The organism is Halomonas rhizosphaerae, from assembly GCF_030010555.1.
Taxonomy (GTDB): domain Bacteria; phylum Pseudomonadota; class Gammaproteobacteria; order Pseudomonadales; family Halomonadaceae; genus Halomonas; species Halomonas rhizosphaerae.
The window spans coordinates 1-16,506 of the sequence record NZ_JASCQP010000025.1; the positions used below are offsets into that span (position 1 = coordinate 1).

Genomic DNA, 16,506 nt, shown 5'->3' on the forward strand with positions numbered 1-16,506 from the left:
TGTAGGGTCCCGGATGATCAACTGAGCTATAGGAGTTATCCTCTGCTGGCAGCCAGAGAGCTTCTACAGCAATTCATCCGGGAGCAGGTTCATGGACATCAAGCTGCATAAGCAAGCGACGACGACACCGAAGATTCGTGCTGAGATCCAGGCAGCGTCCGCCAGTATCAGTGACAGCGAACTGGCCCGTCAGTACGGTGTGTCCGACTCGACCATTCGCCGTTGGCGCTACCGAGGCGATGTCCATGATCGACCCCACACGCGCCACAACCTGCTGACCACGCTCACCCACGAGCAGGAGGAAGTGCTGGTCGCCGCTCGCGAGTTTCTTCGGCTCGGCCTCGATGATCTGCTGATCGTTGCCCGCGAGTTCCTGAACCCTCGGCTGTCACGTTCCGGCCTGCACCGCATGCTCAAGCGGCGTGACGTGCCAACGCTCGCGGAGCTGGCCCGTCAAGATGTCGGCGGTGATGAGACGCCCCGATACAAGCCTTTCAAGGACTACGAACCGGGGTATGTGCACATCGACATCAAGCACCTGCCCCAGATGCCTGACGAGCAGCAGAAGCGCTACCTGTACGTGGCCATCGACCGGGCAACGCGCTGGGTGTATCTGGAGGTCCGCAGCAGCCAGTCCGCGAAGGATGCTCGCGCGTTCATGAAACAGGTGGAAGAGAAGGCGCCCTTCAAGATCCAGACGGTGCTGACTGACAACGGCAAATCCTTCACCGATCGCTTCACACGGGCCGGTGAGCGCAAGCCCAGCGGCCGGCATCCGTTTGACCAGGAGTGCCAGGCACATGGCATCGAGCATCGCTTGATCAAGCCTGGGCGGCCTCAGACGAACGGCATGGTGGAGCGCTTCAACGGTCGTATCAGCGATGTGCTGGCCACTCGATGCTATGCATCAGGTGAGGATCTAGAGCAGACGCTGAAGCGGTATTGTTGGTTGTACAATCACCATATCCCCCAGAAGGCGCTGCACCATCAATCACCAATTGCAGCGATGAAAGAATGGGAGGCTAAACGGCCAGCGCTATTTACCAAGCGAGTAGTCAATCATCCGGGACCCTACATATAGCTAACACCAAAACTGATAATTATTAACCAGCGCATTATCTTCTGCCACTACGGAAAATTTTAAATCATTACCTCAATACTGATGCAAGCAGAAGGATCGTTAACGCCAGAAACAGACAACTCAGTTATTAAGCCAAATCTCAACAACCTCACAATATACTAACCTCTCCCTTACTACCGAAAAAACTCCATTCTACAAAACATTTAGCCCTACAAAGACCGCACGGAATACTGTCCAATACAAATCCCGATAAACACTGCAGTGCTAAGCTAAAAAGAAATAGAACCAGACAACATTGACATCGTTGCTGGACACGACTGGATCTACAATATATTAATAAAGAATTTCACAGATTGGCTTGCAGCGCTAAAGAAATATTCTAGAGGGCTGCAACATCGCGTATAAAAATCTGCTTATTTCCTGGATATTTTTCGAAAACCGCAAGTTATCACAATCTTAGAAAATCGGCGTCCTCTTAATCGCCTTCAACTTAGCCTCGCTTCATTTCACGATAGCCCCGCAAACTCCCCGCAAACCGTGCAAGGAAGACAAGCATGACGCCGACCATGCCTCCTACTATCAGCGAGAGAGAAAGGATCAAGGCTTTAGGCGGTTCGCTCGGTGATGCAGGCCGGAAGGCATACTCGACAACATCCACGACACGTTCCGTGTGGTTGGGCTCTACGCCCTCATCCACGCCATAGAGCCGATTGCTGGAAAGCAGTCTGGAGATGCGCTTTCTCTGCTCGAATTTTTGCTCTATTTCGCGAATCATCATGTTGCTCAATCCATCGTCAATAGATGCTTTCATTGTGTCTCGATCAGCTTCAAGGGCTTCATACCCCATGAAGTAAAGAGGAAGTGAGCCGTCGTTGCCGATATTGGCATAGATCACTTCACTGCCACTGGGCTGACGTCCGAACTGTTGAGGGGTCGTTGGTTTCTCAATATCAAGTCGGCGTGCTACAGCAATGGCCTGCTCGAGTGTGAAGAGCTCGTCTTCGCGAGAGCGCTTCAGGGTTTCTTTCTGCAACTGCAGATCATTAAAAAGACTAGCAAGCTGCGCACGATTATGATCTTCAAAACGGTTTCGCAGTGTCGCCCAAACCTGTTCCGCGGTATCACCAACATAATCATTGAGAATCTCAGCACCTTCTTCGCCTTCGGGGTACCGGTATCCTATGTTCATCATCAGCTGACTGTTACCATCGGCAGCAAGTCCTCCGACAGTAAGGCGATTAGCAAACACTTGTCCCAGATCGGCTTCAGGGTCAATCCGGAAACGATCTTGGTTGTCTTCAACGAAACGTTCGAAGTTCTGGAAACTGGAAAGCCGATTGCCCAGTGTCCGATACGCCTCTCCCGGGGTAATCTCAAAACCATTCATCAGGTTATAGCCGGAGAAGTTCGAGACGGAAGCCGGAACAGCGTGAAACGATGTCTCGAAGGTGGGCGTGGTCACGGCCAGGTAGGCGAAGGCTGCCACCACGGCCAGTACCACCATGCCAACGATCCAGTACCAACCTTCGATCAGCATCAGCGCCAGGTCCCGCAGGTCGATCTCATCGTCGTGGTAGCCAGGGGTCGGCTGTTCTTCGGGGCTCATCGGTAAACTTTCCTTAATATGCCTATCGAGTGGACACGCTACCGCCCGGGGATTGTACCGGACGCATTCCCATGCCCTGTCATATGTCTGGTGGCCTGCGCTCAGCCTGGCGTAAGCCGAAGCAGCCCTTGATGCGAGAAGCCATTCTAAAGCAGCGACATAGCGGCCTCTACACCGTCCGATGGCAAGCTTCACACACGGTGACGTGGCACTAATTCTACTTGGCCGGGGAAGGATACAACCTTTGCCCCGCGGTTCAAAGCGACCGACCACACCTGCGGTGCACGCCAGCCGCATCAGCCGCTGGTCAAGGAAAATTCAGTGGAAAATCCATCGGCTACGCTTGCATCAAAGCCTGGTTGCCCAGCTATCAACGGCCTGGTGCAATAGCTGGTGCACATGCTCGAAGGTCTGCCGGCTCTTGCGGTAAGGGTCGGGGATCTGCCGCCCTTGACTCTCCTCCAGCCAGTGCCCGAGCAGCAGGGTCTTGCCCAGCGCCTCGGGAACGAGGTCACCGACCGCCTGGCGCTGCCCATCGCTCATCACCAGCACGATATCGGCGCCACTGATCATCTCGGGGGTGAGCTGGCGGGCGCGGTGACCGACCACTTCCAGGCCATCGCATTCCGCCAATGCTCGAGCGTTAGGCTCTACCCCCTGCCCGACCAGCGCCCCCAGCCCGGCGGACTCCACTTTACGGCCCGGCAATGCACGGGCGAGCATTGCCGCCGCGACCGGACTGCGACAGATGTTGCCGGTGCAGACGACAAGGATGTAGTGGAACATCGCGACACTTCCATGATGGTTCGCTGGGAAGTGTATCAGTGCTCACAGCGTGTAGGTGAGTATGATTCACGCCATCGGCGTGCAAGTGGAAGCCTCGAACCGACGGCTCCCACAATGATGCGCGGACTCAACGCCACAACCGACGAGATCGCCTACACCCTACCGCCGCGTTCTCGCACGGGCTCGGGCAGCGCGACGGCGTACCATCGGGGCAGATGCAGGGAGGGATTGCCCATGAGACCCATCACGCTCGACGTCGACCCCCAGGGCCGGCGCATCCTGTCCTGCGACTGCGGCACCATCGAGATCGCCCGGGCCAGCGACTGGCAGGAATTCACGGTCGAGGCGCTCGACAACGACCTGGCCGTGGTCACCTGCGGCCGTTGCGACCGGAATGCCCGGCTGGGCCAGCTCGACGCCGAGCAGGAGATCCCTCAGTCCACTTGGTGATCTAAGCCAAGCGTCACCTCGACCTCACGACCCGCCTCTCTCGCCCACTCTTCGATTCTCGCCTTGAAGGCAAGTTGGGCGTCGTGCTCGCCGTGCACCAGGCGCACCTGGCGCGGCGGGTGACGCATGCGGCGGATGAAGTCGAGCAGGTTCTGCTGGTCGGCGTGGGCGGAATAGCCGCTGACGGTCTCGATATGCGCACGGATATCGATGCGCTCGCCGTCGAGGAGTACCCAGCCGCCACGCGGCCCATAGCGCTGGATGTCGCGGCCCGGGGTCCCGGCGCCCTGGTAGCCGATGAACACCACGGCGTGGCGCGGATCACCCAGCATGCGCTTGAGGTAGTTGACCACCCGCCCGCCGGTGACCATGCCACTGGCGGCGATCACCACCGCCGGGCGATGGGTGCGGGCCAAGTAGTCCACGGTCTGCTCGTGCTCGGCATGGTCATTCACGGTGTAGAGGTTCTCGAAGCTCAGCGGGTGGCGGCCGCCGCGCAGCCGTCGCTGGGCCTCGGCGTCCCACCAGGGCCTGAGCTCGCGATAGACCCGGGTGAAGCGCGCGGCCAGCGGCGAGTCGACGATGATCTCGAGCTCCCGCCAGCGCGAATCACTGGCGCCATGGATCAGCCCCTCGAGTTCGTAGAGCAGCTCCTGGGTGCGGCCGATGCTGAAGGCGGGAATCACCACGCTGCCGGCGTTCTCCAGGGCCCGGTCGATGGCGCCCCTGAGCCGCGCCCGGCGGGTAGTGCGATCCTCGTGGCGGCGATCTCCGTAGGTGCTCTCGATCACCAGGGTGTCGGCACGATACGGCGGCCTCGGCGCCGGCAGCAGCGGCGCGTAAGGCGCGCCCAGGTCGCCGGAGAACACCGTGCGCTGGGATTCGCCCGTGGCGTGGTCGCGCACGTCGACCTCCACATAGGCCGAACCGAGGATATGACCGGCACGCTGCAGCTTGACGCGGATCCGATGGCGCGCGTCATCGAGCACGGTATGCCACTGCCGGTAGTCCAGCGGCACCAGCCGCCCCGCCACCTCGGCCAGGAAGCGCTCGATCAGCGCCCGGTCGCGGGTGAAGCCGATCTTCAGCGCGTCCTCGATCACCAGCGGCAGCAGCCGCGCGGAGGGCACCGAGCAGAGGATCGGCCCCCGGTAGCCCGCGGCCAGCAGGTAGGGCAGCCGGCCGATATGATCGATGTGCACATGGGTGACCACCAGTGCCAGCACGTCGTCCACAGAGAAGCGCACCCGGTGCTGCGCAAGGCTGTCGAGGTGGTCGGCGTCCTGGCCCTGGAAGAGCCCGCAATCCACCAGCAGCGCGCGGTCCTCGCTCACCTGCAGGCGGTGGCAGCTGCCGGTGACGCCTTTTGCGGCGCCATGGTGAACAATCCGTGGATATTGCATCCGGGTGGCCTCCCTGCCGAACGTCCGATGCCCTCAGTGTAGGCAAGGTTGCCTTCGGGGCTAGCCGACCTGGGACGCAAGCCGCTTCAACGGCTATCGGGGTCGGCCGCCAGCGCCTTGGCCAGCGCCCGCTCCCAGCGCCCGCTCCCAGCGCGCATCGCGCTGCCCGCAGGCGATGAAGCCGGGGTTGAGCAGGCTCTCCTGCTGGTTGCAGCGCAGCGGGCACAGGGTCTCGGCCTCCAGCACCTGGCCGCCGGCGGCGGTGACGATGGCCTGTGCCGCGGCGGTGTCCCACTCGTGGGTGGGTGCCAGACGCGGGTAGAGATCGGCCTTGCCCTCGGCGATCAGGCAGAACTTCAGCGAGCTGCCGATCGACTGGGTGGCGTGGGCCGGCAGCGCCTGGCAGAAGACCTCGAAGGCCTCCCTGCCGTTGCGGCGGCTGCCCACCACCTGCCAGGGCTCGATGGCGGGGTCGGGCAGTTCACGCACCCGGATCTGCTGTTCGCTGTTGCCATTTCCCTCTCTTTGGCCCTCTCCTGCGACCTCTCCTTTATCCCCGCGACGGAAGGCGCCCTGCCCTACCTGGCCCCACCAGGTCACGGCGCCCTCGGGCAGCGCCGGGGCATGCACGATACCGAACACCGGCACGCCATCCTCGACCAGCGCCAGGTTGAGGGTGAACTCGCCGTTGCCGGCGATGAACTCCCGGGTGCCGTCCAGGGGGTCGACCAGCCAGTAGCGCGACCAGCCCCGGCGGGTGGCAAAGGAGACCTGGTCGGACTCCTCCGAGAGCACCGGGATGCCCGGCGTCTCGCGCGCCAGCAGCGCCAGCAGGGCGTGGTGGGCGGCCATGTCGGCCTCGGTGAGCGGGCTGTCGTCGGCCTTGTGCTCGACGGCGTACTCACGACGGTAGATCGCCATCACCTCGCGCCCGGCGGCCTCCACCCCGGCGATCAGCCGCTCGATGGTGTCTTGGTCCAGCCTCATGCATTGCCTCCCCTGTCGCCGTCTACGACCTAAGTCGTAGACAAACGTTTGAATTCGGGTATAATGGAAAACACTTTCACATATATTAGCGGGCCGCCATGGCCCCGGAGCGCCAACATGACCGATATCGCCTTCGCCACCATCTGGGACCAGTCCCTCCCCGCGCGCCCGCTGCGTTCGGCCCGTCGTCGCCGCAGCACCGAGCGCTTCCTGACCATCTGGAGCCGCCCCGAGGCCCGCCTGCCGCAGAAGACCGCCCAGGCATCCCGCGGCCGTCGCCTGCCGCAGTTCTATATCTAAGCGCTCTCTCTGCTAGCCTGGCCTCGTGCCGGGCTAGCTTCTTTGGTAAGCCTGGCGTATGACCGGACACGGAGCCAGGAGCCACCATGACCGCCACCCTGCTGTTGCTGCACCTGCTGGGCGCCACCATCTGGACGGGCGGGCACCTGGTGCTGGCGGTAACCATCCTGCCACGGGTGCTGAAGGGCAAGGACGTGGCGGCGCTTCACTGGTTCGAGGAAGGCTACGAGAAGCTTGGCATGCCGGCGCTGGTGGTGCAGATCATCACCGGGCTGTGGCTGGCGTGGCAGAAGCTGCCCTCCCTGGCGCTGTGGTTCTCGGCCGAGGGCGGCCCGGTGGCTCAGCTGATCCAGCTCAAGCTCGCGCTGCTCGGCCTCACCGCCCTGGTGGCGGCCCATGCCCGCTTCCGGGTCATCCCGCGCCTCTCGCCCGCCACCCTGCCACTGATGGGCTGGCATATCCTCGCCGTCACGCTGCTCTCGGTATTGTTCGTGGTGGTGGGGCTATCCTTCCGGGTGCGCTGGAGCCTCTGAGCACGCCTGAGCCCCTTACTTCAGTCACCCGATGATGGCACCTGTGCCTGCTCCCTGCGCAGTTCATCGCGGATCTCGCGCAGCAGCAGGATCTCCTCCGGCGGCGCCGTGGGTTCGGTGGGCGTCGCGGCCTGCTGGCGGCGCAGGCGGTTGACGCCCTTGACCAGCAGGAAGACCGCGAAGGCTACGATCAGGAAGCTGATCACGTTGTTGACGAACACCCCGACGTTGAGGGTCACCGCCCCGGCCGCCGTGGCATCCGCCAGGGTGGCGTAGGGCCCCTCGCCCTTGAGCACCAGGAAGATATCCGAGAAGTCGACGCCGCCCATCAGCAGCCCGATGGGCGGCATCAGCACGTCGTTGACCAGGCTCTGCACGATGGTGCCGAAGGCCCCGCCGATGATGATCCCCACCGCCATGTCCACCACGTTGCCGCGCACGGCGAATTCCTTGAATTCCTTGAACATGCTCACGTCTCCCTCGCAATCCGCCGCCCTGCGCAGCCGGTTTGATGGAGTGTAGCGCGAAAGCATGGGAAACCGTTTCCCGTAAGGCCTCGCAGCGCTTTACATCGACTGCCCGCCCCGCGACACTAGCAGCGTTACATTCTGATACGAATGTGTAGTGAAAAGACCACCCCAAGGGCCGCAGGGACTGCCATGACCACCGACACCGCCCCCAACCGCCGCCTGATCAAGTGGTTCATCGGCACGGCGATCTTCACCTTTACCGTGCTGCTGCATGTCACCTTCCCAAACTTGGGTGGTACCGGGCTTCGCATGCCTCATAACGCTGCCGTGTGGATAGGCTTCGGGCTGATGATGGCGCTGGCCATGTGGCCCGCCACCCGCGGTGTGATCCGCTACAGCAAGTTCCATATCGGGCTTGGCTTACTGCTGCTCGCCCTGTGGCTGCCCTTCCTGTGGACCTGGAACGAGGCCTCGCTGATCGCCCTGCCACGGATGCTGACGGTCACTGCCGGCGCCATCCTGCTGCTGGGGCTGGCCCAGTTACAGTTGACCCGCCGCGACTGGTGGTGGCTGGGAATGGCCATCCTGCTCGGCGCCTTGATAGAAACCGCGCTCTGCTATGCGCAACTCTACCTACTGGAGCCGGGAAACTGGCTCGGCTACGACGTCGAACGCCAGCAACCCTATGGCATCTTCCAGCAGCGTAACGTGCTGGCCAGCTTCCTGGTCACTGGCCTGGCAGTGTCGGCCTGGCTGATCGGCGAGGCACAACGAGGCTGGGAACGCGCCACCTCGCTACTGGCTCCACTGTTCATGCCGGCCATCCTGTGGTTCGCAGGCTCGGTCACCGGCTGGCTGGCCACGTTGGTTGTGCTTCCTCTGCTGTTGATTCACTTGCGTGGTCATGATCGTCGAGCCTTCAAGATTTGGGGGGTCGCCCTGTTGATGGGGTTACTCTTCGCGTGTGCCCTCTGGGCATTGGAAGCCCTGGGCAGCCCAAGAAGCCTCGAATCCTTTTCCAGGACTTCCGGCTATCGCCAGTATGTCTACACCCACGGCCTGAAGATGATCGCCGAGCAACCCCTTTTCGGCTGGGGGTATGGGCGCTTTCAGCACGACTTCCTGCACAGTTTTGCCGACTGGCGAGCCGCACAACCGATCAACCAGCCGGATATCGTCGAGCCCTATATCGTCGAGAACTATGCCCATCCTCACAATGAGCTATTGCTCTGGGGTATCGAGGGGGGGGTACTGCCGATGCTGGCGATACTCTCCTTCACCGGGTGGGTGGTTTGGCGACTCTGGGCCCATGGCCCTATCGGAGAAAGTTTGCTGCTCACCGCCCTGTTGCTACCGCTAGCACTACATGCGATGACGGAACTCCCTTTCTATCACTCACAGTTAAACTGGCTGACATTTCTCTTATTACTGGGCAAGATCACGAGCCGACGCTGGCAGGTAAGGGAGAAACACAACCGATATACCTCAGCCATTAGGGTAAGCGCCGGACTAGGAGTACCGATATTATGGATTTTCATGACGACGCATCTACATACGCTCTGGCAAGTGACGTCTCATATTAAAACACAGGGACAAGATAGCAGTGCACTGGCAAAAGTCGTAAACCCCTTAGGCATCCCTCATGATCTTCAGTTTCTCGTCATGTCGCAACAGCTTGCTGTAGCAAGAGCTCTAGAGATGGAAATGGCAGTGCAGGACTATCAAGAATGGGCGGAAAGTGAAGCAAGAAAAGTGCCCTCACCAGAACTATATATCAAACAACTCGAAGCCAAATACTTCAACCAAAGCAAAGCCCCGGAGTTAGTGGAGAAAATAGAGCATCTATTCTCGGGAAACCGTATCTCAACTCAAGCTATCGAAAGAACAGTCAATAAAAACGAGAAAGGGAGAGCTGATTGATCACGGAAACACCTTTATATTATAGAATCACGATTGATAAAATGACGGCGGTTTCAAGTTACAAGTGCAACGCTATTGAAAGGTGCTCGGACCTGCGACCGACTTCTTGATCATCCGGGCCCCGACACCTACGCGTGAAATGGGCATGGGACGCTCTCCTCTGCCAGTGGCCTCTCACCGCTCAGTGTGGCGCAATGACGCCGGGATTGGGTGGGGAGGACTCCATCCCATTGTTTACGGCAAAGTCATGGGCCGGGCAGGCCTCGCCGCACTAAGGGCATGGGTAGAGGCTGCCCCGCTCGGCTTCGACGTAGAGGTCCAACCGTTGGGGCGGCACGGAGGTATCCAGGTGCTGGTCCTTGAGGATCCAGGGCGCTTCCAGGCCCAGGCCGAGAATCAGAATCTGGGTGCCGTCCATGCCATACCTCCTGTCCATGTGGAGGTCATATCCTGGCCCAGGTCAGGGGGCGAATTCCACACCCAACGACGACGAAGAGCCAGAATTGAACCCTCCGTGATCTCATCAGGAGGGTCCATTCATGTACCAACCCGGATATAAGGTTCCCCACACTCAGGTACAAGGGGAACCTTCAGAGCCCAGCGGGTGACGCCGCCATGCTCGGCTGAAGACCTGTGGCTGGGGCGTCAAGCGCATCGCCACCGTTGTAGACATAGAGACCCGGGCGGTGCGCAACATGGAGGTATCCAAGGTGGTGGTCCTTGAGTACTTAGGGCGCTTCCAGGCCCATGCCGAGGGTCAGAATCTGGATGCTTGCTGTCCATGTCATGTTTCCTGTCATCGTGGAGGCCATACCATAGTCCAAGGGGGTGAGTTCCACACCCAACGACGAAGAGCCAATATATACCAAGCGGGTAGCCAGCCACTTATGACTTGACACTTTAGAAAAGAGCAACAGCGGCTAGCATACTTGCCAGCCGCTGAAGAACCCAAGCTAGATGTGAAACGAGGTTCTTTACTTTATCTATCAAATGTTATCGACAATTAGCTGGCACTTGCCGAACTTCAAAATTACTGACAATACTACATGTCCAAGAAATGCTCTGTGACTCCTCTGCTGCTTGAAGCTCAAGCGTACCAGCGGGGTCTACAACGTTTGTTGTGTACAAAATGTCAATATCGTTTGCAGTAGCACCTCCGCCATTGATAGTTACACTAGTAATATTCTCAGTGGCGAATGAAGCGGCAGTACCATAACCTATAGAGGCAGCAGAAGGCCACTCTCCTTCTGAAGAATAGTATTCTGCAATAGCCAAACGGACGGGCTGAACTAGATTAAGACCCTCTGTAACTCTAGCTCGTGTAGTATAGTCTTGGTATCGGGGAATAGCTAAAGCAGCCAAAATCCCGATAATCGCCACCACGATCATCAGCTCGATCAGGGTAAAACCGCCCTGCCCGGTCTTAACGTATTTCTGCATGCCCTGTTTTTTCATTATCCTGCCCCTTGCTCCTGTCCGCCGTGGCGCGTCTGGCGTAAGCCTTCTTCTCGTCGCCCGTGCGGGTTAATGTTTGATGGCAGATCAGAGTCGGTAGCCTCGTCATCGCGCTGCAAGCAGCGCTCCCACAAAAAGCCCCTCGCCCTGCCACCGGGTTCATCGAGCGTCATGCCGCCCGGTAAAGGTTACATTAATTTACGATCTGCAACCTTGCAAGAGGCATTGTAGCCGAAAGGTGAGTGAGTAGCAGAATTTTCATACTAGTGTATGAGCCGAAGTGCGAGGAAAAGGTTGAAGGAGCGTGGCGTGGCGCTGGGCGGGGGTGGGCCACAGGGGCTAGAATCAGCGCAGACGACACACTCCAGCTTCAGCTGCACCATGCTGCGACACCATGAGGCGCCATGAACGATTACCGCCCCCCCTCTCCCGAGATGCCCCCGGCCGCGCCGGAGCCCACACATACCGCGTTGCATGGCGCTACCCATCGCCACGGGCTGCGCGGGCTGGCCCGTCGCCTGGTGACCGACGGCCTGCTCGGCGAGGCGGCGGCGGTGCGCGCCGAGTCTGAAGCCCGCGAGGCGGAGATGTCGCTGCTCGAGCACCTGATCGAGGCGGGCATGGTGCCGGCGCGCAGGGCCACGCTCTCCGCCGCCTGGGAGTATGGCTTGCCGATCATCGACCTGGACGCCATCCGCCTGGAGAGCCTGCCGCCGGCGGCGGACTACCCGGACAAGATCCTGCGCCGGCTGGGAGTACTGCCGCTGGTGCGCCACGGCCATCGCCTCACCGTGGCGGTGCCCTACCCCTCGACTCTCGCCCTGCTGGACGAGCTGCAGTTTGCCACCGGCCTGACGCCGGAAGGCGTGCTGGCCCCGGTGGATCAGCTCGGCCCGGTGCTGGAGGGGTATCTCGCCCGCAGCGAGCGCAGCATGCTCGACGAGCTGGGCGACGTCGACGACGCCGTGGGCCAACTGGCCTTCGACGAGGGCGTGGTGGACGCCAACGACGAGCAGGCGGCGGTGGCCGCGGCCGGCGACGACGCGCCCATCGTCAAGTTCGTCAACAAGATCCTGCTGGACGCCATCCATCGTGGCGCCTCGGACATCCACTTCGAGCCCTACGAGACCAGCTACCGGGTGCGCTTTCGCATCGATGGCATCCTCCACGACGTGGCCCACCCGCCCTTCGCCATGCGCTCGCGCATCTCGGCGCGCCTCAAGGTGATGTCGCGGCTGGACATCTCGGAGCGCCGCCTGCCCCAGGACGGCGCCATCAAGCTCAAGCTCTCCACTACCCGCTCCATCGACTTCCGCGTCAACTCGCTGCCCACGGTCTACGGTGAGAAGGTGGTGCTGCGTATCCTCGACCCCAGCTCCGCCCAGTTGGGCATCGAGCAGCTGGGCTTCACACCGGAACAGAAGGCGATGTATGAGGGAGTGCTCGACGACCCCCAGGGCATGATACTCGTCACCGGCCCCACCGGCAGCGGCAAGACGGTGACCCTCTATACCGGCATCAACATCCTCAACCAGGTGGAGCGCAACATCTGCACCGCCGAGGATCCGGTGGAGATCAAGGTACCGGGGGTCAACCAGGTGAACGTGCTGCCCAAGATCGGCCTGGACTTCGCCAGCGCCTTGCGCGCCTTCCTGCGCCAGGACCCGGACGTAGTGATGGTCGGCGAGATCCGCGACCTGGAGACCGCCGAGATCGCCGTCAAGGCCTCCCAGACGGGCCACCTGGTGCTCAGCACGGTACATACCAACTCGGCGGCGGAAACGCTGACCCGCCTGGCCAACATGGGGGTGGCGCCGTTCAATATCGCGAGCTCCGTGAGCCTGATCATCGCCCAGCGCCTGGCGCGGCGGTTGTGCAAGCGCTGCAAGCAGCCGGCGGACATCCCTCGCGAGGTGTTGCTGCAGCAGGGCTTCACCGAGGAGGAGGTGGCCGGCGCCACCATCTATGAGCCGGTGGGCTGCAAGCATTGCACCCAGGGCTTCAAGGGCCGGGTGGGTATCTACGAGGTGGTGCCGATCAGTGACGACATGAGCCACCTGATCATGACCCAAGGCAACTCCCGGGACTTCGACGTCCAGGCACGAAAGGAGGGCCACCCGGACCTGCGTAGAAGCGGGCTCTTGAAAGTAATGCAAGGGCTGACCAGCCTGGCCGAGGTGAACCGGGTGACGAAGGACTAGCGGCCAAGCGGCCAAGCGGCCAAGCGGCCAAGCGGCCAAGCGGCCAAGCGGCCAAGCGGCCAAGCGGCCAAGCGGCCAAGCGGCCAAGCGGCCAAGCGGCACAGTATTGTAGGAGCGATGCTCGGATCGCGAATTATTTGTTCCGGCAACCAATCGCTGTGCAAGCACAGCTCCCACAATGGGCTCAGTGGCGGCATCAGCACCTGTGGGAGCGATGCTCGCATCGCGATAGGCATCGGCCACCGTCAATGACGGTGGTACTTCACGCCGTACAAGCACGGCGCCCACTACTCCAATCACCAACCGCCGTGCAAGACGCTGACAAACCACAACGCGGGGACAGGGAAATGAACATGGCAACATCGACCATGCGCAAGTCACAGAAGACCAAGCTCTACCGCTGGCGCTGGACGGGCAAGGGACCCAACGGCCGCAAGGTGGGGGGCGAGATCATCGCCCCCCGGAGGGCCGAGGTGGAGAAGGTCCTCTCCGGCCAGAACATCATGGTCAAGCAGATCCGCCGCAAGAGCGGGATCGGCGGAGGCATGGGCAAGATCAAGCCAAAGGACATCATGCTATTCGCGCGCCAGATGGCGACCATGATCCGCGCCGGCGTGCCGGTGTTGCAGGCCTTCCAGGTGGTGGCGGAGAGCCTCAAGAAGCCGGCGATGAGCGCACTGGTGCAGGAGCTGATGAACGACGTAGCCGCCGGTGCCAGCTTCTCCGAGGCGCTCAGGCGCCATCCGGAGCACTTCGACCGGCTGTTCGCCAACATGGTGGAGGCCGGGGAGCAGTCGGGCTCGCTTGACCGCATGCTCGAACGGGTGGCGACGTACAAGGAGAAGATCGAGTCGCTCAAGAGCCGGGTCAAGAAGGCGCTCTGGTATCCCGCGGCGGTGATCGCGGTGGGCATCGGCGTCACCGCCCTGCTGCTGATCAAGGTAGTGCCCCAGTTCGAGAGCCTCTTCCAGGGCTTCGGCGCCGAGCTCCCCGCCATGACCCGCATGACCATCTCGCTGTCGGAGTTCGCCCAGCAATACTGGTGGTGGGGCCTGCTGGGTTTCGCGGCCTTCATCTTCTTGATCCGCACCGGCATGAAAAAATCCGAGGCCTTCCGTTTCCGCATGCACAAGCTGGCACTGCGCATCCCGGTGATCGGCGACATCCTCGACAAGTCCTCGGTGGCGCGCTACTCGCGTACGCTGGCCACCACCTTCGGCGCCGGCGTGCCGCTGGTGGAGGCACTGGAGACCGCCGAGGGCGCAGCGGGCAACATGGTCTACGAGCGCGCCATCGCCCAGATCCGCGAGGACGTGGCCACCGGCCAGCAGCTCAACTTCGCCATGCGCCTGACCGAGCAGTTCCCGGCGCTGGCGGTGCAGATGGTGGGCATCGGCGAGGAGGCCGGCTCGCTTGACGCCATGCTCAACCGCGTGGCGGACTACTACGAGGAGGAGGTCGACAACAAGGTGGATACCCTCACCTCGCTGCTCGAGCCCTTCATCATCGTGGTGCTGGGCGTGCTGGTCGGCGGCCTGGTAATCTCGATGTACCTGCCGATCTTCGAGCTGGGGAGCGTGATTTAACAAAGCGGCCAAGCGGCCAAGCGGCCAAGCGGCCAAGCGGCCAAGCGGCCAAGCGGCCAAGCGGCCAAGCGGCCAAGCGGCCAGCCGAGGATATAAAGGACCAGGAATCTGATCCAATAGGAGGGTTGAGCATGCGCACCACCTATGACGAGGCGGATGACATCCTGGTCCTGCACCTTGCAGACAAGCCGATCGTTCGTGAGCGCTCCCAGGACTGGTATACCCATATCAGCTATGCAGAGGATGGCACCATTGTGGAGGTGGTGATCCTGGAAGCCTCGAAACAGGGCGCCTGGCCGCTGCTCAAGAGCGAGGCGGCGTGATTTAGCGCCGAGCGCATTATGTCAATCGCCGCTCCCATAACATGCAGGTGGTTTTGTGGGAGCGGTGCTTGCACCGCGAAAGGCGGAGGCACCGCATCGCCGTGCAAGCACGGCTCCTACAACACACTGCCCGTTGCCCTTCAATCGTGAATCCATACCGGCGTGCCCGGCATGGCGATCTCGAACAGCGCCAGCAGCTCACTATCGCGCACACGGATGCAGCCATGGGAGCGGGCCACCCCCATGGGCTCGCTCGGCGGGGTGCCGTGCAGGTAGATGTAGCGACGCTGGGAGTCCACCTTGCCGCCACGGTTGCGGCCCGGCTCCAGGCCGCTCAGCCAGAGGATGCGGGTGAGGATCCAGTCGCGGCCCGGATGCTCGGCCGCCAGGGCTTCGCTGAAGACCTCGCCGGTGGGCCGGCGCCCGCGGTAGACGGTGCCCGGCGGGTTGCCCGCCCCGATGGCGGCGCGAATGGTGTGCCAGCCCAGAGGCGTGGCACCACTGCCCTCCTCCTCTCCGGTGCCGTTGGCGCCCGTGGAGACCTCGCAGGACCACTCGACCTCGCGCCCCCGCCAGACGGTGAGCCGCTGGGTGGCGGTGGCGATCTCCAGCCACACGCCCTCCTCCGGCGGCAGCTCGGTCAGCAGGGGGGTGCGCATCAGCCGGCCTCGCGCTGGGCCGGGGCGGGCTCGGGCAGCGGCGCGTTCATGGCCGCCACCACCACCGGACGCAGGCGACGCACCAGGTCGCGCACGCTGACGTGCTCGCCGTAGTCCTTCTCGGCGATATCGCGCAGGGCATCCAGGCCGGAAAGCGTGAAGATCACCGTGCCCAACATGAAGTGCAGCCGCCAGAAGCGCTCGGCGTCGGGCAGTTCGGGCGTGGCCCGGCGCACCAGCTCGGTGAATCGGGTGAAGACGCTGCCGTACTCCTCCTGGATGTAGCGGCGCAGGTGCCCCTGGGCCTGGCTGTAGGCGAGCCCCAGCAGGCGCATGAACACCTTGAGGCTGTGACGCTCCGCCGGCACCTCGAGCACGCTGCGCGCCATGGTCTCCAGCAGTTCCTCCAGCGGGATGACGCCGCCCTCGTGGCGCGCCTCGAGCTCGTCGAGCGCGGCGTGGAAGCGTACGGTGAAGGGGTCGAGGTAGCGCGCGAACACCGCCTGGATCAGCGACTTCTTGGAGCCGAAGTGGTAGTTGACCGCCGCCAGGTTGACCTTGGCCTTGCTGGTGATGTTGCGCAGCGAGGTCTCGGCGAAGCCGCGCTCGGCGAACAGCACCTCGGCGGTATCGAGGATGCGCGTGACGGTGTCGGGCTGCTGGGCCATGTGCAGCGGCTCCCTGTCATTGGAAACAATTGTTTGAATGTCCCGGGAGTGTATGACAGCCATGGGCGCGGCTCAATG

Annotated in this window: 16 protein-coding genes and 1 pseudogene; 8 read left to right on the top strand and 9 right to left on the bottom strand. The window is 61.9% G+C overall.

The window, feature by feature from the left end:
• Nucleotides 1–91: 91 nt before the first annotated feature.
• Complete coding sequence (locus QLQ83_RS09470; protein WP_282735281.1) at nucleotides 92–1,081, top strand: IS481 family transposase; 990 nt, start codon at nucleotides 92–94, stop codon at nucleotides 1,079–1,081.
• A 490-nt stretch (nucleotides 1,082–1,571) separates the two neighbouring features.
• Here QLQ83_RS09470 and QLQ83_RS09475 read toward each other — a convergent pair whose 3' ends face one another.
• Together QLQ83_RS09475 and QLQ83_RS09480 are read right to left on the bottom strand one after the other, a co-directional pair.
• Entirely contained in the window at nucleotides 1,572–2,687 is a 1,116-nt protein-coding gene (locus QLQ83_RS09475; RefSeq protein ID WP_282735282.1) for a Wzz/FepE/Etk N-terminal domain-containing protein, read from the bottom strand.
• 348 nt (nucleotides 2,688–3,035) lie between these two features.
• Nucleotides 3,036–3,473 (bottom strand): low molecular weight protein-tyrosine-phosphatase, encoded by a 438-nt coding sequence (locus QLQ83_RS09480; protein ID WP_282735283.1) that lies wholly within the window; start codon nucleotides 3,471–3,473, stop codon nucleotides 3,036–3,038.
• A gap of 234 nt (nucleotides 3,474–3,707) precedes the next feature.
• Between QLQ83_RS09480 and QLQ83_RS09485 the strand changes: the two genes are divergently transcribed.
• Nucleotides 3,708–3,923: a hypothetical protein gene (locus QLQ83_RS09485; protein WP_282735284.1), complete on the top strand. Its 216-nt coding sequence runs from the start codon at nucleotides 3,708–3,710 to the stop codon at nucleotides 3,921–3,923.
• On the opposite strand, the gene QLQ83_RS09490 is transcribed toward QLQ83_RS09485, so the two are convergent.
• Nucleotides 3,908–5,326: an MBL fold metallo-hydrolase RNA specificity domain-containing protein gene (locus QLQ83_RS09490; RefSeq protein ID WP_282735285.1), complete on the bottom strand. Its 1,419-nt coding sequence runs from the start codon at nucleotides 5,324–5,326 to the stop codon at nucleotides 3,908–3,910. The genes QLQ83_RS09485 and QLQ83_RS09490 overlap by 16 nt on opposite strands.
• Before the next feature lie 93 nt (nucleotides 5,327–5,419).
• Nucleotides 5,420–6,313: a 3'(2'),5'-bisphosphate nucleotidase CysQ gene (gene cysQ, locus QLQ83_RS09495; RefSeq protein ID WP_282735286.1), complete on the bottom strand. Its 894-nt coding sequence runs from the start codon at nucleotides 6,311–6,313 to the stop codon at nucleotides 5,420–5,422.
• A gap of 117 nt (nucleotides 6,314–6,430) precedes the next feature.
• Here cysQ and QLQ83_RS09500 point away from each other — a divergent pair, with 117 nt between their 5' ends.
• The gene (locus tag QLQ83_RS09500; RefSeq protein WP_282735287.1) at nucleotides 6,431–6,613 is read left to right on the top strand and encodes a hypothetical protein; all 183 of its coding nucleotides are present in this window, start codon (nucleotides 6,431–6,433) and stop codon (nucleotides 6,611–6,613) included.
• Between the two features lie 86 nt (nucleotides 6,614–6,699).
• The gene (locus QLQ83_RS09505) at nucleotides 6,700–7,146 is read left to right on the top strand and encodes a CopD family protein (RefSeq protein ID WP_282735288.1); all 447 of its coding nucleotides are present in this window, start codon (nucleotides 6,700–6,702) and stop codon (nucleotides 7,144–7,146) included.
• Nucleotides 7,147–7,166: 20 nt separating this feature from the next.
• Here QLQ83_RS09505 and mscL read toward each other — a convergent pair whose 3' ends face one another.
• Nucleotides 7,167–7,613: a large conductance mechanosensitive channel protein MscL gene (gene mscL / locus QLQ83_RS09510; RefSeq protein ID WP_411971123.1), complete on the bottom strand. Its 447-nt coding sequence runs from the start codon at nucleotides 7,611–7,613 to the stop codon at nucleotides 7,167–7,169.
• Between the two features lie 192 nt (nucleotides 7,614–7,805).
• Between mscL and QLQ83_RS09515 the strand changes: the two genes are divergently transcribed.
• Entirely contained in the window at nucleotides 7,806–9,536 is a 1,731-nt protein-coding gene (locus tag QLQ83_RS09515; RefSeq protein WP_282735290.1) for a PglL family O-oligosaccharyltransferase, read from the top strand.
• Nucleotides 9,537–9,810: 274 nt separating this feature from the next.
• Here QLQ83_RS09515 and QLQ83_RS09520 read toward each other — a convergent pair.
• Nucleotides 9,811–9,954, bottom strand: a pseudogene (locus tag QLQ83_RS09520) (ISL3 family transposase); the annotation flags it as partial.
• Nucleotides 9,955–10,529: 575 nt separating this feature from the next.
• Nucleotides 10,530–10,991, bottom strand: a complete 462-nt coding sequence (locus QLQ83_RS09525; RefSeq protein WP_282735292.1) for a pilin — start codon at nucleotides 10,989–10,991, stop codon at nucleotides 10,530–10,532.
• A 404-nt stretch (nucleotides 10,992–11,395) separates the two neighbouring features.
• On the opposite strand from QLQ83_RS09525, the gene pilB reads away from it, so the two are divergent.
• From pilB to QLQ83_RS09540, 3 genes are all read left to right on the top strand, one after another.
• Complete coding sequence (gene pilB, locus QLQ83_RS09530; protein ID WP_411971124.1) at nucleotides 11,396–13,192, top strand: type IV-A pilus assembly ATPase PilB; 1,797 nt, start codon at nucleotides 11,396–11,398, stop codon at nucleotides 13,190–13,192.
• Between the two features lie 353 nt (nucleotides 13,193–13,545).
• Nucleotides 13,546–14,778 carry a type II secretion system F family protein gene (locus QLQ83_RS09535; RefSeq protein ID WP_282735293.1) on the top strand — a complete coding sequence of 411 codons (1,233 nt, stop codon included), beginning with the start codon at nucleotides 13,546–13,548 and terminating at the stop codon, nucleotides 14,776–14,778.
• 131 nt (nucleotides 14,779–14,909) lie between these two features.
• Complete coding sequence (locus QLQ83_RS09540) at nucleotides 14,910–15,101, top strand: DUF2283 domain-containing protein (protein WP_282735294.1); 192 nt, start codon at nucleotides 14,910–14,912, stop codon at nucleotides 15,099–15,101.
• 140 nt (nucleotides 15,102–15,241) lie between these two features.
• Here the strand turns inward: QLQ83_RS09540 and QLQ83_RS09545 are convergent, their stop codons facing one another.
• Nucleotides 15,242–15,760: a L,D-transpeptidase gene (locus QLQ83_RS09545; protein ID WP_282735295.1), complete on the bottom strand. Its 519-nt coding sequence runs from the start codon at nucleotides 15,758–15,760 to the stop codon at nucleotides 15,242–15,244.
• Nucleotides 15,760–16,428 (bottom strand): TetR/AcrR family transcriptional regulator, encoded by a 669-nt coding sequence (locus QLQ83_RS09550; RefSeq protein WP_282735296.1) that lies wholly within the window; start codon nucleotides 16,426–16,428, stop codon nucleotides 15,760–15,762. Before QLQ83_RS09550 ends, QLQ83_RS09545 begins: the two co-directional genes overlap by 1 nt.
• Nucleotides 16,429–16,506 lie beyond the last annotated feature (78 nt).